Genomic DNA, 16,152 nt, shown 5'->3' on the forward strand with positions numbered 1-16,152 from the left:
TCCTACCGGCGCGGGGAGTAGCGGAACCAGGGGAAGTCGGCGTGGTTCGGGGAGTCCGGGGCGCCGTGGGAGCTGGCGTAGAGGCCGATGTAGGCGCCGGTGAAGCCGCCGGCGGTGCGGGTGCTCAGCACGGTGGCGTCGGCCTCGGCGAACTCCCGGTCCTGGTACCGGAAGCGGAGCCGCAGGCCGTCGGCGCGGACGGTCAGCCGCAGCGGGGTGCCGGCCGGGACGGCGCTGGTGGAGGCCAGCAGGGTCTCCTTGCCGGCGCGGCGTTCGATGAGGGTGAGGACCGGGTCCAGCTGCCCGTCGGCGCCGAGCAGCAGGCGGAGTTGGTGGTCCTCGTCCTGGAACAGCACCAGGCCGGCCGCCTCGCCGGGCGCGGCCGGGGTGAAGTCGAGCAGGGTCTCGGCCTCGAAGGCGTGGTGCTGCAACCGGCGGGCGACGAAGGCGGGGCAGACGCGTTCGGTGATCGTCTCCGGCAGCAGCGGCAGGCGCAGGCCCGTGCCCGGCAGTTGGTGGACCGGCCGGTACGGGGTCCGCAGCAGGTTCCAGTGCGGGGCCAGGGCGGGGGCGGCGAAGTCGTCGGTCTCGGCGGGCGGGGCCGCCTCCGGGTCGGCCGCGTCCGGGAGTCGGACCTCCAGCCGGGGCTCCACCTGGCCGACGCCGGGGGAGAACAGCGGCCAGCCGTCCTGCCAGTCGACCCGGGCCAGGAAGGTCTCCCGGCCCAGCAGTTCGTGCGGTTCGCCGTCCGGGCCCGGCAGTGGGCGGGTGGCCAGCAGCACCGCGTACCAGTCGCCGTACTGGGTCTGCACCAGGTCGGCGTGGCCGACGGCGCCGACCGGCTGCCCCGGGCCCAGGTGACGGTGGGTCAGCAGCGGGTTGCGCGGACAGTTCCGGTACGGGCCGGTGATCCGGTCGGCCCTGGCCGCGGTGATCGCGTGGTTCTGTTCGGTGCCGCCCTCGGCCAGCAGCAGCAGGTAGCCGCCGTCGTGGCGGTAGAGGTGCGGCCCTTCGGCCCAGACGGCGTCGACCAGGGCGCCGGAGAAGAGGACGCTCTCGGGGCCGGTGAACCGCCAGTCGCCGCCCGCCTCGATCGGGCGCAGCCAGATCTCGGTGCGGCCCTCGGGCTCGGCGCCGGGTATCTGCCGGGTGCCCAGCAGGTACGCGGAGCCGTCCTCGTCGAAGAAGAGCGAGGGGTCGAAGCCGGGTGCCTCCGGCAGCCAGACCGGGTCGGTCCAGGGGCCGGCCGGGTCCTCCGCGGAGACCACGAAGTTGCCCTGCCGCCCCGGCAGGGTGCCGTCCACCAGGGTGCAGACGACGTGGAAGCGGCTGCCGTCGTGCCGGATGGTGGGCGCGTACAGCCCGCCGGAGGGGCGCACCCGGTCCAGCGGGAGCTGCCCGGGACGGTCCAGCACATGCCCGACCGGCTGCCAGTGCACCAGGTCCCTGCTGTGGTGCAGCGGCAGGCCGGGGAAGTACTGGAAGGAGGAGTTGACCAGGTAGTAGTCCTCGCCGACGCGGCAGATGCTGGGGTCCGGGTGGAAGCCGGGCAGCAGCGGGTTCCGGGCGGTCGTCGGCATGGCGGCAGGTACCTCGGTTCGGGCGGTGGCGGCGGTGGCGGCGTTGGTGGTGGTGGCAGTGGCGGCGATGGTGGCGTTGGTGGTGGGGCGGGTGGCGCGGCCGGTGCTCAGGCTGCCGGGGGAGCGGTGCTGCTGCGCTCGACCAGCCGGGTGGCCAGGTCGAGCTGGCGGGTGGCCGGGGCCTCGCCCCGGGCCAGGTCCAGGACCAGCCGGATGGCCGACTCGGCCATCTCCACCAGCGGCTGGCGGACGGTGGTCAGCGGCGGGCCGACCCAGCGGGCCAGCGGCAGGTCGTCGAAGCCGATCACGCTGAGGTCGTCCGGGATGCGCAGGCCCAGTTCGCGGGCGGCCTCGTAGAGGCCGAGCGCCTGGAGGTCGTTGCCGGTGCAGATCGCGGTCGGCCGGTCCGGCCTGGCCAGCAGTTCCAGTCCCGCGGTGTAGCCGGTCTCGTGGTGGAAGTCGCCCTCGGCGACCAGGCTCTCGTCGAAGGGCACCCCGGCGGTGTCCAGCGCCGCCCGGTAGCCGTCCACCCGGGCCCGGCTGCACATCATCCGGGCCGGGCCGCTGATCACGCCGATCCTGCGGTGTCCCAGCTCCAGCAGGTGGCGGGCGGCGCTGAGGCCGCCCTGCCAGTTGGTGGCGCCGATGGCGGGCACGTCGGGGCCCGGGTCGCCGGCCGGGTCTATCACCACGTAGGGGATCCCGCGGCTGGTCAGCTGGTCGCGCTGGGCCTGGTCCAGGTCGGAGAGGACCAGGATCACCCCGACCGGGCGGCGGGCCAGCACCGCGTCGACCCAGCTCTGCCCGGGGCTGAGCCGTCCGGCCGACTCCGAGACGACCAGCGACAGGCCCTCGGTGCGGGCGACGGCCTCGACCCCGCGGATGACCTCCATCGCCCAGGGGCTCTCCAGCTCGTGGAAGACCAGGTCGAGCAGGGAGGACGGGGCGGGGCCGCTGCGCCGGCGCGGCTGGTACTCGTGCTGCTGCAGGAGCTCCTCGACCCGGAGCCGGGTGGCGGGCGCCACATCCGATCGTCCGTTGAGAACCTTCGAAACTGTCGGAGCGGATACACCCGCGGCACGGGCGATCTCAGCGAGCGTGGCTCCGGTCGGGGAGGAGCCGTTCTCGCTGCGCAGGCGGGGTTCTCGGGCGGTGCTCATGGCGGAGATGCTAGCGGATCGTGACCAAAACGGGAACGAGATCCGAACGGACCTCTCTTGACGTCGATCGCAACCGCCGCTTAAGTTCCCCGTAATCATTCGGAATTTGCTCCGAAACATTCGACACGAAGGTGTGTGTGATGGCGATCAGGTCGAACGGTGCTCGGCAGGGGAGTCGACGGGCTGTCAGAACCACCGCGATGGTGGGGGCGGTCTGTCTCGGTCTGCTGACCGCAGCCTGCGGCTCCGGCTCCGGCTCGGGGTCGAGCTCCGGCGGTGGCACGCTGACCGCGTACGTCTACGGCGATGGCGCCGTGAAGGTCCAGGAAGCGGCGGTCGCCGAGTTCAACAAGACCTCCAAGGTCAAGGTGAAGCTGGTCGAGATCCCCGGAGACTCGTACCAGAACAAGCTCAACGCGGTGATGAGCTCGCCCAACGCTCCGGACCTGCTCTACAACTGGGGCGGCGGCAGCATCAAGCCCTTCGTGGACGCCGGCGAGCTGCTGGACCTGACCCCTTACCTGACCCAGGACTCCTCGTTCAAGAGCTCCTTCCTGCCCTCGGTGCTCGCGGCCGGCGCCATCGACGGCAAGAACTACGGCATACCCATGCGCGGCATGCAGCCGGTGGTGCTCTTCTACAACAAGACCCTGTTCACCCAGAACGGTCTGCAGGCCCCTACCACCTGGGCGGCGCTGCAGACGGCCATCACCACCCTGAAGGCCAAGAACATCACCCCGGTCGCGCTCGGCGGTGCCGACGCCTGGACCGAGCAGATGTGGCTGGAGGAGCTGCTGGACCGGATCGCCGGGCCCTCGGTCTTCCAGAAGATCGCCGGCGGCGACTCCTCCGCCTGGGGCGACCCGGCGGTGCTGAAGGCGGCCCAGACCGCCAAGCAGCTGATCGACGACGGCGCCTTCGGCAAGACCTTCACCGCCACCAGCTATACCAACAACGCCGCCCCGACCCTGCTGGGCACCGGCAAGGCCGCGATGCAGCTGATGGGCACCTGGGACTACTCCAACCAGCTGGCCAACCACAAGGAGTTCGCCACCAAGGACGAGGGCTGGGTCAACTTCCCGACCGTCGACGGCGGCACCGGTGACGCGGCCGACGTGGTCGGCAACCCGACCAACTACTGGTCCGTCAACGCGCACACCAAGAACAAGGACGCCGCGGTCGCCTTCCTCAAGGCGATGGCCACCGCCGACTACGCCAACAAGCTGGTCGCCAACGGGGACGTCCCGGCCACCACCTCGGCCAAGGACCTGCTCTCCAGCTCGCCCAACCCGGCGTTCGCCCAGTTCCAGTACGACATGGTGCAGAAGGCCCCGTCCTTCCAGCTGTCCTGGGACCAGGCGCTGCCGGCCAAGCAGGCCACCCAGATGACCACCGAGATCGGCAAGCTCTTCGCCGGCCAGGTCAGCCCCGAGCAGTTCGTCACCGACATGAAGGCGCTCAAGTAATGTCCAGTCAAGCTGAGGCCCGGCCCGCCAGTAAGGACGGCGGGCCGGGCCGGGCCCCGGCCGGCGCCCAGGGCTCCGACGCCCGGGATGACGCCCCGCAGGGCCGCGTCCGCCGCAGTGTGGCCGCCCGGGTGGGGCGCCCCAGCCCCGGCTGGGCCGTGCCCGGCGTGCTGTTCTTCGCGGTCTTCGCGGTGGCCCCCATGGTCTACGCGGTCTACCTCTCCTTCTGCGGCAGCTGGGGCGGCCTCGGCACGCCGCACTTCTCCGGCCTGTCCAACTGGACCCGGCTGTTCCAGGACAGCGACGTCCGCCAGGCGACCGTGATCACGATCGTGCTGACCGTGCTGAGCTGGGCCTTCCAGACCCCGGTCGCCCTGCTGCTCGGCGTCTGGGCGGCCGGCCGGGAGAAGAACCGGGCCGTGCTGTCGGCCGTCTTCTTCATCCCGCTGGTGCTGTCCACCACCGCCATCGCACTGCTCTTCAAGGCGATCCTGGACCCCAACTTCGGTCTGGCGACCACCATCGGGCCGTGGCTGGGCTTCCCCGACGGCAACATCATCGGCTCGTCCAACGGCGCGCTGATCGCGGTGGCCTTCGTCGGCGGCTGGCAGTTCATCCCCTTCCACACCCTGATCTACCAGGGCGGGGCGCGGCAGATCCCCGAGGTGCTGTACCAGGCGGCGTCCATCGACGGCTGCGGCCGCTGGCGCCAGTTCTTCCACATCACCCTGCCGCAGCTGCGGCACACGATCACCACCTCCTCGGTGCTGATCATCGTCGGCTCGCTCACCTCCTTCGAGACCGTCTTCCTGCTCACCCAGGGCGGCCCGGGCACCTCCAGCACCACGCTGTCCTACGGGATGTACCGGGAGGCCTTCCAGGGCTTCGACTTCGGCTACGCGAGCGCGCTCGGCACCGCCCTCGTCGTGGTCTCCACACTGCTGTCCCTGCTCATGGTCAAGTTCTCCGGCTTCGGGTCCATGCGCTCCACCCGGGAGGGGATGTGACGATGAGTCAGTCAATCAAGGCCGCCCGGCTCAGGGGCAGCGGGTCCAGGGGCTCCGGGTCCAGGAGCACCGGCCGCAAGGGCCTGCGGATCAAGGGCAACCCGCTGGCCGGCCTCGGCGCCGGAGTCTGGCTGGTCATCGTCCTGGTCCCGCTCTACATCCTGGTGACCACCTCGCTGCGGACCCAGGACGAGGCCCTCGGCGGCAACCCGCTGTCCTGGCCCAAGACGCTGACGCTGAGCAACTACAAGCTGGTGCTCGACAGCGGCTTCTGGGGCTTCCTGGTCAACAACGTGCTGGTGACCGCCTTCACGGTGGCGGCCGTGGTGCTGCTCTGCGTCCCGGTCGCCTACGTGGTGGTGCGCAGCGCCGGCCGCTGGGCCAACTTCGCGTTCCGGATCTTCCTGCTCGGCCTGGCCATCCCGGCGCCGGTCACCATCGTCCCGCTGTACGTGATGATCGGGAAGATGGGCCTGTACGACTCGCTGCCGGCCATCATCCTGCCCACGGCGGCTTTCGCGATGCCGGTCACCCTGCTGATCCTGGTCGGCAGCATGCGCGACATCTCCGAGGAGCTGTACGAGGCGATGGCCCTGGACGGCGCCGGGCAGGCCCGCATCCTGTTGCAGCTGGTCGTCCCGCTGTCCCGGTCCGGGCTCAGCACCGTGGCCGTCTTCACCGCACTGAACGCCTGGAACGGCTTCATCTTCCCGCTGATCCTGACCCAGTCGGACAACGAGCGGGTGCTGACCACCGGGCTCTACACCCTCAGCAGCCAGTACGGCGTCAACATCCCGGCGACGCTGGCGGCCGTGGTGCTGTCCGGCATCCCGATGTTCGTCGCCTACCTGCTCGCCCGCAAGGCACTGATCAGCGGCCTGATGGGCGTCGGCGGCAAGTGACCGCCCGGGCCTGAGCGCCGCCGTTCCCTTTCCCGGCACCGCCGTTACCCGGCACCGCCGTTCACCGGCACCGCCGTTCACCAGCACCGCCGTTCACCAGCTCCGCCGTTCACCAGCTCCGCACTGCTCCAGCACTGCATCCCACGAAAGGACGCCTCCTCCGATGGCGACCGAGCACGACCCCAGCCACCCCCACGGCCCCTGGCGGGACCCGTCCCTGCCTGCCGGGACCAGGGTCTCCGACCTGATGGCCCGGATGACCCTGGAGGAGAAGGTCGCCCAGCTCTACGGCGTCTGGGTGGGCGCGGACGCGGAGGGCGGCGGCGTCGCCCCGCACATGCACGACAACCTGGCCGACCCGGTCGACCTGGACAAGCTCATCAGCACCGGGCTGGGGCAGCTGACCCGGCCGTTCGGCACCGCTCCGGTCGACCCGGCGCTGGGCGCCCGCTCGCTGGCCCGGGCCCAGCAGCGGATCGCCGACGCCAACCGCTTCGGCATACCGGCCGTCGCCCACGAGGAGTGCCTGGCCGGCTTCGCCGCCTGGGGAGCCACCATCTACCCGGTGCCGCTGTCCTGGGGAGCGTCCTGGAACCCGGAGCTGGTACGGGAGATGGCCGCCGCGATCGGCAGCGACCTGCGCTCGGTCGGCGTGCATCAGGGGCTCGCGCCGGTCCTGGACGTGGTCCGCGACCTGCGCTGGGGCCGGGTCGAGGAGACCATCGGCGAGGACCCCTACCTGGTGGGCACCGTCGGCGCGGCCTATGTCGCCGGTCTGGAGTCGACCGGGATCGTGGCCACGCTCAAGCACTTCGCCGGCTACTCGGCGTCCAGCGGTGCCCGCAACCTGGCCCCGGTCCGGGCCGGCGCCCGCGAGGTCGCCGACGTCATCCTGCCGCCGTTCGAGCACGCCCTGCGTGACGGCGGTGCCCGCTCGGTGATGCACTCCTACTCCGAGATCGACGGCGTCCCGGCCGCCGCCGACCCCCGACTGCTCACCGAACTCCTGCGCGACATCTGGGGGTTCGAGGGAACCGTGGTCGCCGACTACTTCGGTATCGGCTTCCTGGAGACCCTGCACCGGGTCGCCGCCGACCGGGCCGACGCGGCCCGGCTGGCGCTGACCGCCGGCGTGGACGTCGAGCTGCCCACGGTGCGGGCCTACGGCGAGGAACTGGTCTCCGCGGTCCGCCGCGGCGACGTCGACGAGGCGTCGGTGGACCGGGCGCTGCGCCGGGTGCTGCTGCAGAAGTGCGAGCTGGGGCTGCTGGACCCGGACTGGTCCGCGGAGCCCGCCGCCCTGGTCGGGGTCGACGGCGGTGCCGGGGGCGTCGATGCCGACGTCGATGTCGACCAGGAGCGCGGCAGCGTCGACCTGGACCCGCCGCACAACCGCGACCTGGCCCGCCGGCTGGCCCAGCAGGCCGTGGTCCTGCTGGACAACGCCGTCGGCGTGCTCCCGCTGAACCGTGGGGGGCAGGACGGCGTGGGACAGGACGGCGTGGGACAGGACGCCGCAGGGCCGGGCCCGGTCGCCGTGGTGGGCCCGCTCGCTGACGAGGCGATGGCGATGATGGGCTGCTACTCCTTCCCCGCCCATGTCGGCGTGCTGCACCCGGGCACCCCGACCGGGGTGGAGGTGCCGACGCTGCTCGAATCGCTCCGCGCCGAGCTGCCCGGTTCCGAGCTGCGCCACGTCCGCGGCTGCGACGTCTCGGCCCCGTCCCGCGAGGGCTTCGCCGAGGCCGTCGCCGCGGCCCGGGAGTCCTCGGTCTGCGTCGCCGTACTGGGCGACCGGGCCGGGCTGTTCGGCCGAGGCACCTCCGGCGAGGGCTGCGACGCCGCCGACCTCACCCTCCCCGGCGTCCAGGGCGAGTTCCTGGACGCACTGCTGGAGACCGGAACCCCGGTCGTACTTGTGCTGCTGACGGGCCGTCCGTACGCGCTGGGGCGCTGGGCGGACCGGCTCGGCGCCGTGGTCCAGGCGTTCTTCCCGGGCGAGGAGGGCGGAGCGGCACTGGCCGGCGTGCTCTCCGGCCGGGTCAACCCCTCCGGCCGGCTGCCCATCGGCATCCCGGTCGGCCCCGGCGGCCAGCCGTGGACCTATCTCCAGCCGCCGCTGGGCAACGCCAACGAGGTCAGCAACCTCGACCCCACCCCGCTGTACGCCTTCGGCCACGGCCGCAGCTACACCTCGTTCGAATGGGACGAGGCGGAGGCGACGGCGGGCGCGGTCCCCACCGACGGCGAGGTCGAGATCAGCGTCCGGGTCCGCAACACCGGCCCGCGCGACGGCGCCGAGGTGGTCCAGCTCTACCTGCACGACCCGGTCGCCCAGGTCACCCGCCCGGAGTCGCGGCTGATCGGGTACGCGCGGGTGGAGCTCGCGGTGGGCGAGCAGCGCCGGGTGACATTCCGGGTGCACGCCGACACCACCTCCTTCACCGGCCGCGACGGCCGACGCGTGGTGGAGCCGGGCCGGCTGGAGTTCCGCCTGGCGGCGTCCAGCGCCGAGTCCGACATCCGCTCCCGCGTCCCGCTCGTCCTCACCGGCCCGGAGCGGCGCGTGGACCACACCCGCGTGCTCACCTGCCCGGCCGTCATCGGCTGAGCGGCCGGGCCGTCGGTCAGCCGATGACCATCCTGGTGTGCGGCCGGTCGACGATCCGGCCGGGTGCGAGGCGCTGGTCCGGCGTGCCCGCACGGTAGGCGCGGACCGTGGGTTCCGGGCCGTCGCGCAGGTGCCGGTCCCAGTGCCGGACCTGGTCCGCGACCGACGTGGCGAGGGGCTCGCGGTGCGGGCCGTGAGCCCACACGCCCAGCTCGAAGCCGGCCGGGTGGTCCGGCCGGCGGCGGAGCACGAGGTAGGCCAGAGTGTCCCGGTCCCAGCCGGCCGGACTCCCGAACGGGGGCGTCCAGCCGAGCGGACCGGGACCGGCCTCCAACGTCGGGCCGACATTGACGAAGCGTCCGTACACGTCCATCGTCACCGCGAGCCAGAATTCCAGGTGCAGCAGGGCCCGACCGCCGTCGCCCGGCACGGTGGTCCCGGTCCACACCTGGTACGCCGGGGCGGAGAGGGCCGCCCTGAGCGCGGCCGGGTCGGCGGGCTGGTCGTCGTCGATGCGCAGCCGTGCCCCGTCGGAGCCGCCGGGCCTGTCGGAGCCGCCCGGCCCGTGGGATCCCGGGAGCAGCGTGAGGGTGCGCTGCGGCCGGGCGCCGTCGCCGCGGATGGGCACGAAGCCGCTGGGGAGCTGCTCGACCGCGATCCAGTGGTCGTTGGGGTCCCCGAGGTCCCCGGGGTCCCGGTGGTCTCGGTGGTCCCTGAGGTCGTCGTGGTCGCCCTCGGGGGCGAAGGCGAAGGTGCGGGAGATCCCGCGCAGGGTCAGCGGGACCACCAGCCGCCCGGTACCCGGGCGCAGCTGGTCCAGCCAGGCGGCGGCGATGTCACCGGCCTGGGCGGTCACCTCGATCGCGTCGAAGGGCGCCGAGCCGGGGGCGCCGTACTCCCCGTCGCCCAGGACCGTGGCCACGTTGTCCGCCCCGGCCGCCGCCAGACCGCGGCGGGCCCCGGCGGCGAAGTCGGGGTCGATTTCGATGGTGACGACCTGCCCCTCCGGACCCACCAGCCGGGACAGGTAGCCGGCGTTGACACCGGTGGCGGTACCGATCTCCAGGACCCGGTGGCCCGCCCGGGCGCGGGTCATCCGCAGCATCTCGGCGACCAGGCCGGGCGCTGACGCCGAGCTGAGCGCCCTGCCGCTGCCGTCCCGCTTGGTGACCACCACGTCGTCGGCGTAGACCTGCTCCAACGGCACGCCCGGCAGGAAGAGTTCGCGCGGCAGCCCCCGCATCGCCGCCTCGATCGCGGCGGTGCCGACCGCGCCCTGCGCGACCAGTGCGTCCACCATCCTGTCGCGCAGTGCCTGAGCTGTCGTCACGGGACGATTCTCCCTGCCGGGCGTCGACCCCGCCGAAGGTCAGTAGCGCAGCACGGCGGCCATGTGCTCCATGCGGGTGAGGCTGTCGTCGGGGACGAAGGTGATCTCGGCGCCGGTGTCCAGGGCCCGCTCGATGATCTCGTCGACGATGTCCTCGCGGGCGTCGGGGTGGGTCGGGTCGTCGGCCGGGACCAGGTGCTCGCCGTCGTCCCGGACGGTGGTCCGGTAGTTCTCCTCGACGCTGAGCGAGGCGATCCGGCCCTGGGTGACGTTCTGCCACACCTCGTCGAGCCCTGCGGCGAACTCGCGGCGGCTACGTGCCTGGTCCAGGGCGGTGAGCACGTCGGAGACCCGACGGCGGCGCTGCGCCTCCAGCACCGGGCCGACCGCCCTGAACAGGGCTTGGGCCGGCCCCTTCGCCAACCCGCCCTGGGTGACGTGGGCGGCCCCGGTGAAGGCCGCCAGCGCGCTGCCGGTGGCGGCCTCCGCCAGCAGCGACAGCGCCGCGGCCTCGCCGACCAGGAACAGCGGGCGGCGGTTCGCGTCCAGCACGGGGGAGGCGGCCTCCCCCGCCTGGCGCAGGAACTGGCGGGTCTGCTCGTCGCGGAAGATGCTCGGCAGGTCGCCGATGCGCTCCTTGCGCTCGGAGTCCGGGTCCTCCAGGCTGCGCGTCAGCGGGAACCCGTCGGCGTGGTGCTCGGTCAGCCGGTCCAGCACCCCGCTCCAGAGCGAGACGTGGTCCGCGGCCACCGCCAGCACCCAGTAGGGCTGCTCGGCGATGTGGGCGGAGACCAGATTGCGGGTCACGAAGGTGTCAGCGAGGACCACCCGGGCCGGCACCGGCCGTCCGAGGCTCCAGACCTGGTGCTCGCCGGGGGCGGCGAACAGCACCAGACCGTCCTTGGCGTGCACCAGGTCCACCTCGGCCACGGCGCGGTCCAGCTGCTCCAGCACGTCGATCCGGTCGGCCCTGGAGACGTCCGGGTCGCTCGCGACCCGCTCCTTGGCCTCCGCGACCAGGTTGCGCAGCCGTACCGGGTCCTGGGTGTTGTCCGGCTCGCGGCGGTGGGTGGGCACCAGGACGGACACCGCGGGGTAGCGGCGCGGCCGGCGCAGCTCGGCAAGGACGGAGGCGTTGAGGACGGGATCCATACGGGCTCATTCCGCAGTGGGTGGCCCTGGGCGCCGATCCTCCCCGACCCGACCCGCGCACAGGCTGACCTCAACCGACCATATGCGGGGACATCGACCTTCGCAGTCCGGCGCCTCAGGCCTGTGGGCCGACCAGGCAGGAGGTGGTGGTGCCGTCGGCGGGGGAGAGGGTCGCGCGGAGCCCGTGGTCCCGGGCCACGGCGGTCGGCAACGGAAGCTCGCCGACCTCGGCGGGGAGCTGCAGGCGCTGGCGGTGGGCGACCCCGGCGGACACCGACTCGACGGTCAGCTCGCCCTTCAGGGCCGTCATCGCGGTCCAGGTGGTGGCACCGCCGGCGTCGACCCGGTACTCGAGGGCGCAGACCGGGGGAACCGGCGCCCCCGGCGGCGGGGGCCAGGGCGCCCCGGGCGGCGGCAGCGGAGGCATCAGCGGGCGGGACGCGGCGGCGGATGCGTTCGGAACGGCTGACGTAGGGGCCGTCGACCCGCCCGGCGACACGCCCGGCGACCCGCCCGGCGAGGTGGAGGCGGCAGGGGCGAGTTCGCCGACCGGACGGGCCGAGGCCGGGTTCGTCGGTGTGCCCGTTGGCCCGTCGGCCGCCACCGTGCCGTCGGCGTTCGCCTTGTTCTGGGACGGCGTGGCCGTCGTCACCAGTATCAGCAGCGGCACGCAGAACATGAGCAGAACCGCCACGCCGATCGCCACATGGCCGCGCGACCGACGCCGCGGTGGTTCCCGGAACGGCTCGGACGAACTGGTGAACGCCATGGTGGTGCTCCCGCCGAGTCATATGCCTTTGCGTCAGATTGGCATCCCTGGGGGGTTGTTGATGCCAAGTTGCCGGAATGTGATGGCAGCGGGGGAGAGTACTGGGCAGTACTGCCGGACTACTGGCCGGGCAGGACGCTGCGCACGGCCTCGTCGGTGCGGGCGACGACCGCGTGGCCGTCGTCCGCGGTGATGATCGGACGCTGGATCAGGACGGGGTGCTCGGCCAGCGCGGCGACCCACCTGCTGCGGGCCTCGTCGGTGCGGGGCCAGGCGGTCGGGTCCTTGAGGCCGAGCTCCTTGGCGACCGGTTCGTCGGTCCTCGCGATGTCCCAGGGTTCGAGGCCCAGCCTTTGCAGGACGGTCTCCAGTTCGTCCGCCGTGGGCGGGTCCTCCAGGTACCGGCGCACCGTGTACTGGGCCCCGGCCTCGTCCAGGGTGTGCAGGGCACTCCTGCACTTGCCGCAGCGGGGATTGATCCAGATCTCCATGGCAGCAGATCCTACGCACAGCCCGGCGCGGCCGACCAGGACGTGCCGGCTCCGGGGGTCAGGGGCTTAGGGGCTTAGGGGCTTAGGGGGGCTCAGGGGGTGGCGTCCCTTCCCTGCCAGGTCGTCACGCAGATCTCGTTGCCCTCGCTGTCGGCGAGCACCCAGAAGGCGGGGGCCTCGTCCGCGGAGACGAGTCGGCCGCCGGCCGCCAGGGCGGCCTCGATCCGGTGCTGCGCCTCGTCGTGGGGGACGCAGAGGTCGAAGTGGATGCGGTTGCGTTGCGGGCGCGGCTGGTCCATCTGCTGGAACCAGATCGCGGGGCCCTGCCCGACCGGGTCCACCAGGCCGGCGCCGGAGCAGGTCGGTTCCGCCTCGTCGGTGTAGCCCATCACGGCCTGCCAGAACGGCCTGATGGCGGGAATGTCGAGCGCGTCGATCGCGATCTCCAGCATCTGCACCGAACGCACTGCCGGCGTGCCCGTCTCCGCGCCCGTTTCCGTGCCCGCCGCTGCACCGGTCTCCGTGGCGAGCTCGGGCTCCGTCCGCAGCCCGGCCGCACGTACGACTGCGGAGAGCTGCTCCGCGAGATCGGCGTCGCGCCCGGTCACGGCGGCCTGGGCCAGCGTCTGCAGCGTGAGCACGACCCGCCCCGGGCGGATGTCGACATGCAGGTGTCCGTCGGCGTCCTCCCCGCACGCACTGACCGCGCTCGCCGCGACCTCGACCGCCTGCGCCAGCGACCGCACCGGCACCGACGCGCGCAGGGCACCCAGCAGCAGCCGCCACCCCTGGGCCCCGACCGCGTCCGAGGCCTGCTTACGACTCAGCTTCTGATCCAAGATGTCCATGGAGTGCATCCTGGCAGCTGGGACTGACGGCCGGTGGGGGAGGCGGGGCGTCGTCGTCGGTTCGGCGGGGTCCGTCTGGCGGCCGAGCCCCCGTCCCGCTGCCGTGTCTGACGTGCGTGTTTGCTCCCGGTGACTGTTCGTTGCCTCCGTGGGGCACGGTGGTTGGTCCCGGGCTGGGGTGGCTCGCTGTCGCTCGCGGCCAACTGCGCGGAGGGGGTGGGTGGTGGGGCGTGCGTTGCCGGGCGGCGGGTCGGTGTCCTTCCGGGTGGGGGTCTGGAGAAACGTTCCTGCGTGGCGCCTTCCGCTGAACTGGGGTCACTTTTGGTACGTCGGGTCATTCTTGGTACGGGCATGTGCGGATGAATCAGGCATATCGGCAAGATCAAGTGACACCTTGTCCCGAAAGTGACCCCGGTTTGCCCGATCACCCGGGTTTTGGGGTCACTCGACCTGCATCGGGGTCACTCGTCCGACACTTCCTGACCGGTATGCCCGAATTCAGTGACCCCAACGTAGGTCGAGTGACCCTAAAACGGCCCGGAGCGGCGCACGCGCCCCGGCCCCGCGCCCTCGCCGCACGCTCTGCGCCGGGCCCAGGCACCCCCGCCCTTGTCGCGCGGCGAAGCCGCTTCTTTCCGGGCGTGAGCCCGGGAGACGGCGGCCGACTCGCGTCACCACACGCTGCCGTTGCAGGCGTGGGGCGTTTCCACCGCCCACCGTGTCGCGTCGTCACCACTGGGGGATCGGTGTGCTGTCGGTTGCTCCCAGGCGAGGGGTGTCCGTCAGTTCCAGGTGTGCTCCCGGTTGGTGCAGTTCCAGGACGATGAGCTCATTGGTTCCGGGCCGCCAGAGGGGGGCCGGGGCGTAGAGGGTCTCCTGCGGGCCTTCGGCCCAGTAGCGGCCCAGGGCGAAGCCGTTGAGCCAGACCATGCCCTTGGTCCAGCCGGGCAGGGCGAGGAAGCCGTCGGCCGGGGTGTCGATGTCCAGGTGGAGGCGGTGGAAGGTGGGGCCGGTGGGCGGCGAAGCCGGGGAGAGATGGGGGGTTGGGAACTCGAGTGGGGTGAGGTCGGCCAGCGGTAGGGGGCGGATCTCCCAGTCGAACTGGTACTGGTTGTCCAGCCGCACGCCGCCGCTGATGCCCTTGCGGTCGGTGGTCAGCAGTGGGCCGTAGTTGATCCGTCCCTGGTTCTCGACCAGTAGTTCCAGCACGGCGCCCTGCTCCGGTACGGCGATGGTGAGGGTCTGGTTCGGGCGGTCGCGGTGCAGGACGCCGAGTTCGGCGCCGTCCAGGAAGACCTGGGCGCGGTCGGCGAGGCCGTCGACGGAGAGTCGCGCCTGCGGCAGCGGTCCGCGCAGTCGGGTGCGGTAGTGGATCAGGCCCAGTGACTGGCCCAGCGTCTCCATGGGCTCGGGCTCCGCGCGGTGGTGTGCCTTGGCGAGCAGGTCGAGGGAGTCGCGGAGGGCGGTGACGGCTTCGGGATGGAGCTGTCTTGGCGTCAGCCTTGGTGGCAGTGAGGGCAGTTGGTGTGGGTTGGGGCCCAGGTGGCGGGCGATGACCTCGCGGAAGCGGTGGAATTTCTCGGTGAGCTCGCCGGCCTCGCCGACCGGGGCGCCGTAGTCGTAGCTGGTGACGGTGGGCTGGTAGACGGTTCCGGTGTGGTTGGCGCCGTTGTACCAGCCGAAGTTGGTTCCGCCGTGGCCCATGTAGATGTTGACCGAGGCGCCTGCGGCCAGCAGCGTGTCGAGGACCTGGGCCGCCTCCTCGGCGTCGCGGGTGTGGTGCGGCTCGCCCCAGTGGTCGAACCAGCCGTGCCAGTACTCGGAGACGAACAGCGGGCCCTCGGGCTGGTGCCGGCGCAGCGTGACCAGTGCGGCCTCCGGGCGGGAGCCGAAGGTGGCGCTGGAGAGCACACCGGGGATCCTGCCGCCGAGTTGGAAGTTGTCGCCGGCGCCGTCTGCGGTGAAGAGCAGGCAGTCGGTGGCGCCGCGCCGCAGGAGTCCCTGGCGCAGGTACTCCAGGTGCGCGGTCTCGTTGCCGAAGCTGCCGTACTCGTTCTCGACCTGGAGGGCCACGACCGGGCCTCCGCGCCCGGCCTGAAGCGGCGTCAGGACCGGGAGCAGGACGTCGAACCAGGCGTCCACCGCCGCCAGGTAGCGGAGTTCGTTGCGGCGCAGGCGCAGCAGGGGGTCGGCCAGCAGCCAGCCGGGCAGTCCGCCGAACTCCCACTCCGCGCAGATGAACGGGCCGGGGCGGACGATGACATCCAGGCCTAGGTCGGCGGCGAGGGTGATGAAGGCGGCCACGTCCTGCGGGCCGTCGAAGTCGAAGACGCCCGGCTCGGGCTCGTGGACGTTCCAGGCGATGTAGGTCTCGACGGTGTTGACGCCCATCGCGCGCAGCCGCAGCAGCCGGTCGTGCCAGAGTTCGGGGCGGACCCGGAAGTAGTGGATCGCGGCGGAGACGATCCGGTGCGGGCGGCCGTTGCGGAGGAAGGAGTCCGCGACGACGGTCAGTCCGGACGCGGTCTCGGGGGTGGGGGGTCGTGGGGATTGCGGGGGCGGGGTGGGACGGTTGGGCATGGCGCTCTCCGGGGGCAGGGGAGTGGCGGAGCGCTCGGTGGCCCGGGTGCCTGGAAAGCGCTTTCCAAAGCTGAAGGGTATGGGCCCTGCCCGGGTGGGTCAAGCATGGTCCGGTCGGGTCCACGCGTTCGGTCGGGGGCGCTCGAAGGGGTGAACCTCGGCGGCCGGCTGGCGCAAGGTGCGGTGTCGGTCCCCAGGTCGGGGCCCTGATGCGTGTTGCTGGGTGGGTCCCCGGTTCGCTCCCCGTCGACCAGGA

At 72.3% G+C, this 16,152-nt stretch carries 12 protein-coding genes; 4 read left to right on the forward strand and 8 right to left on the reverse strand.

Translation table 11 applies throughout. From position 1 onward, the window contains the following. Positions 1–2 precede the first annotated feature (2 nt). Positions 3–1,580 (reverse strand): glycoside hydrolase family 43 protein, encoded by a 1,578-nt coding sequence (locus ABUW04_RS18530; protein ID WP_380565786.1) that lies wholly within the window; start codon positions 1,578–1,580, stop codon positions 3–5. 107 nt (positions 1,581–1,687) lie between these two features. After that, a complete protein-coding gene (locus ABUW04_RS18535) occupies positions 1,688–2,740 on the reverse strand; it encodes a LacI family DNA-binding transcriptional regulator (RefSeq protein WP_030251992.1) in 1,053 nt (350 codons plus the stop codon). Positions 2,741–2,940: 200 nt separating this feature from the next. On the opposite strand from ABUW04_RS18535, the gene ABUW04_RS18540 reads away from it, so the two are divergent. The 4 genes from ABUW04_RS18540 to ABUW04_RS18555 all read left to right on the forward strand — a co-directional run bounded on the left by ABUW04_RS18540 (position 2,941) and on the right by ABUW04_RS18555 (position 8,726). Beyond that, on the forward strand, positions 2,941–4,206 hold the full coding sequence (locus tag ABUW04_RS18540) for an ABC transporter substrate-binding protein (RefSeq protein WP_030251995.1): 1,266 nt from the start codon (positions 2,941–2,943) through the stop codon (positions 4,204–4,206). Next, positions 4,206–5,213 (forward strand): carbohydrate ABC transporter permease, encoded by a 1,008-nt coding sequence (locus ABUW04_RS18545; protein WP_084713770.1) that lies wholly within the window; start codon positions 4,206–4,208, stop codon positions 5,211–5,213. The genes ABUW04_RS18540 and ABUW04_RS18545 overlap by 1 nt, the downstream gene beginning before the upstream one ends. A 2-nt stretch (positions 5,214–5,215) precedes the next feature. After that, positions 5,216–6,115 (forward strand): carbohydrate ABC transporter permease, encoded by a 900-nt coding sequence (locus ABUW04_RS18550; RefSeq protein ID WP_030252000.1) that lies wholly within the window; start codon positions 5,216–5,218, stop codon positions 6,113–6,115. 163 nt (positions 6,116–6,278) lie between these two features. Then, positions 6,279–8,726: a beta-xylosidase/alpha-l-arabinosidase gene (locus ABUW04_RS18555; RefSeq protein WP_380565787.1), complete on the forward strand. Its 2,448-nt coding sequence runs from the start codon at positions 6,279–6,281 to the stop codon at positions 8,724–8,726. Positions 8,727–8,742: 16 nt separating this feature from the next. Here the strand turns inward: ABUW04_RS18555 and fxlM are convergent, their stop codons facing one another. From fxlM to ABUW04_RS18585, 6 genes are all read right to left on the reverse strand, one after another. Continuing rightward, positions 8,743–10,056 carry a methyltransferase, FxLD system gene (gene fxlM, locus ABUW04_RS18560; protein ID WP_380565788.1) on the reverse strand — a complete coding sequence of 438 codons (1,314 nt, stop codon included), beginning with the start codon at positions 10,054–10,056 and terminating at the stop codon, positions 8,743–8,745. Positions 10,057–10,095: 39 nt separating this feature from the next. Then, entirely contained in the window at positions 10,096–11,208 is a 1,113-nt protein-coding gene (locus tag ABUW04_RS18565; RefSeq protein WP_380565789.1) for a baeRF3 domain-containing protein, read from the reverse strand. Between the two features lie 115 nt (positions 11,209–11,323). Continuing rightward, complete coding sequence (locus ABUW04_RS18570) at positions 11,324–11,977, reverse strand: hypothetical protein (protein WP_380565790.1); 654 nt, start codon at positions 11,975–11,977, stop codon at positions 11,324–11,326. A gap of 119 nt (positions 11,978–12,096) precedes the next feature. Next, entirely contained in the window at positions 12,097–12,468 is a 372-nt protein-coding gene (locus ABUW04_RS18575; RefSeq protein ID WP_380565791.1) for an arsenate reductase family protein, read from the reverse strand. A 92-nt stretch (positions 12,469–12,560) separates the two neighbouring features. Beyond that, positions 12,561–13,316: a VOC family protein gene (locus ABUW04_RS18580; protein WP_380565792.1), complete on the reverse strand. Its 756-nt coding sequence runs from the start codon at positions 13,314–13,316 to the stop codon at positions 12,561–12,563. A 729-nt stretch (positions 13,317–14,045) separates the two neighbouring features. After that, positions 14,046–15,896 (reverse strand): glycoside hydrolase family 35 protein, encoded by a 1,851-nt coding sequence (locus tag ABUW04_RS18585; RefSeq protein ID WP_380565793.1) that lies wholly within the window; start codon positions 15,894–15,896, stop codon positions 14,046–14,048. Between the last annotated feature and the right edge of the window lie 256 nt (positions 15,897–16,152).

It is taken from the genome of Streptacidiphilus jeojiensis (assembly GCF_042510965.1).
Classification (GTDB): Bacteria; Actinomycetota; Actinomycetes; order Streptomycetales; family Streptomycetaceae; genus Streptacidiphilus; species Streptacidiphilus jeojiensis.

What these genes read in the sequence shown, in the direction of transcription:
- ABUW04_RS18575 (WP_380565791.1), bottom strand. Translation starts at nt 12,468, where the DNA reads ATGGAGATCTGGATCAATCCCCGCTGCGGCAAGTGCAGGAGTGCCCTG.
- ABUW04_RS18565 (WP_380565789.1), bottom strand. Translation starts at nt 11,208, where the DNA reads ATGGATCCCGTCCTCAACGCCTCCGTCCTTGCCGAGCTGCGCCGGCCG.
- ABUW04_RS18580 (WP_380565792.1), bottom strand. Translation starts at nt 13,316, where the DNA reads ATGGACATCTTGGATCAGAAGCTGAGTCGTAAGCAGGCCTCGGACGCG.
- ABUW04_RS18555 (WP_380565787.1), top strand. Translation starts at nt 6,279, where the DNA reads ATGGCGACCGAGCACGACCCCAGCCACCCCCACGGCCCCTGGCGGGAC.
- ABUW04_RS18570 (WP_380565790.1), bottom strand. Translation starts at nt 11,977, where the DNA reads ATGGCGTTCACCAGTTCGTCCGAGCCGTTCCGGGAACCACCGCGGCGT.
- ABUW04_RS18535 (WP_030251992.1), bottom strand. Translation starts at nt 2,740, where the DNA reads ATGAGCACCGCCCGAGAACCCCGCCTGCGCAGCGAGAACGGCTCCTCC.
- ABUW04_RS18585 (WP_380565793.1), bottom strand. Translation starts at nt 15,896, where the DNA reads ATGCCCAACCGTCCCACCCCGCCCCCGCAATCCCCACGACCCCCCACC.
- ABUW04_RS18545 (WP_084713770.1), top strand. Translation starts at nt 4,206, where the DNA reads ATGTCCAGTCAAGCTGAGGCCCGGCCCGCCAGTAAGGACGGCGGGCCG.
- ABUW04_RS18540 (WP_030251995.1), top strand. Translation starts at nt 2,941, where the DNA reads ATGGTGGGGGCGGTCTGTCTCGGTCTGCTGACCGCAGCCTGCGGCTCC.
- ABUW04_RS18550 (WP_030252000.1), top strand. Translation starts at nt 5,216, where the DNA reads ATGAGTCAGTCAATCAAGGCCGCCCGGCTCAGGGGCAGCGGGTCCAGG.
- ABUW04_RS18530 (WP_380565786.1), bottom strand. Translation starts at nt 1,580, where the DNA reads ATGCCGACGACCGCCCGGAACCCGCTGCTGCCCGGCTTCCACCCGGAC.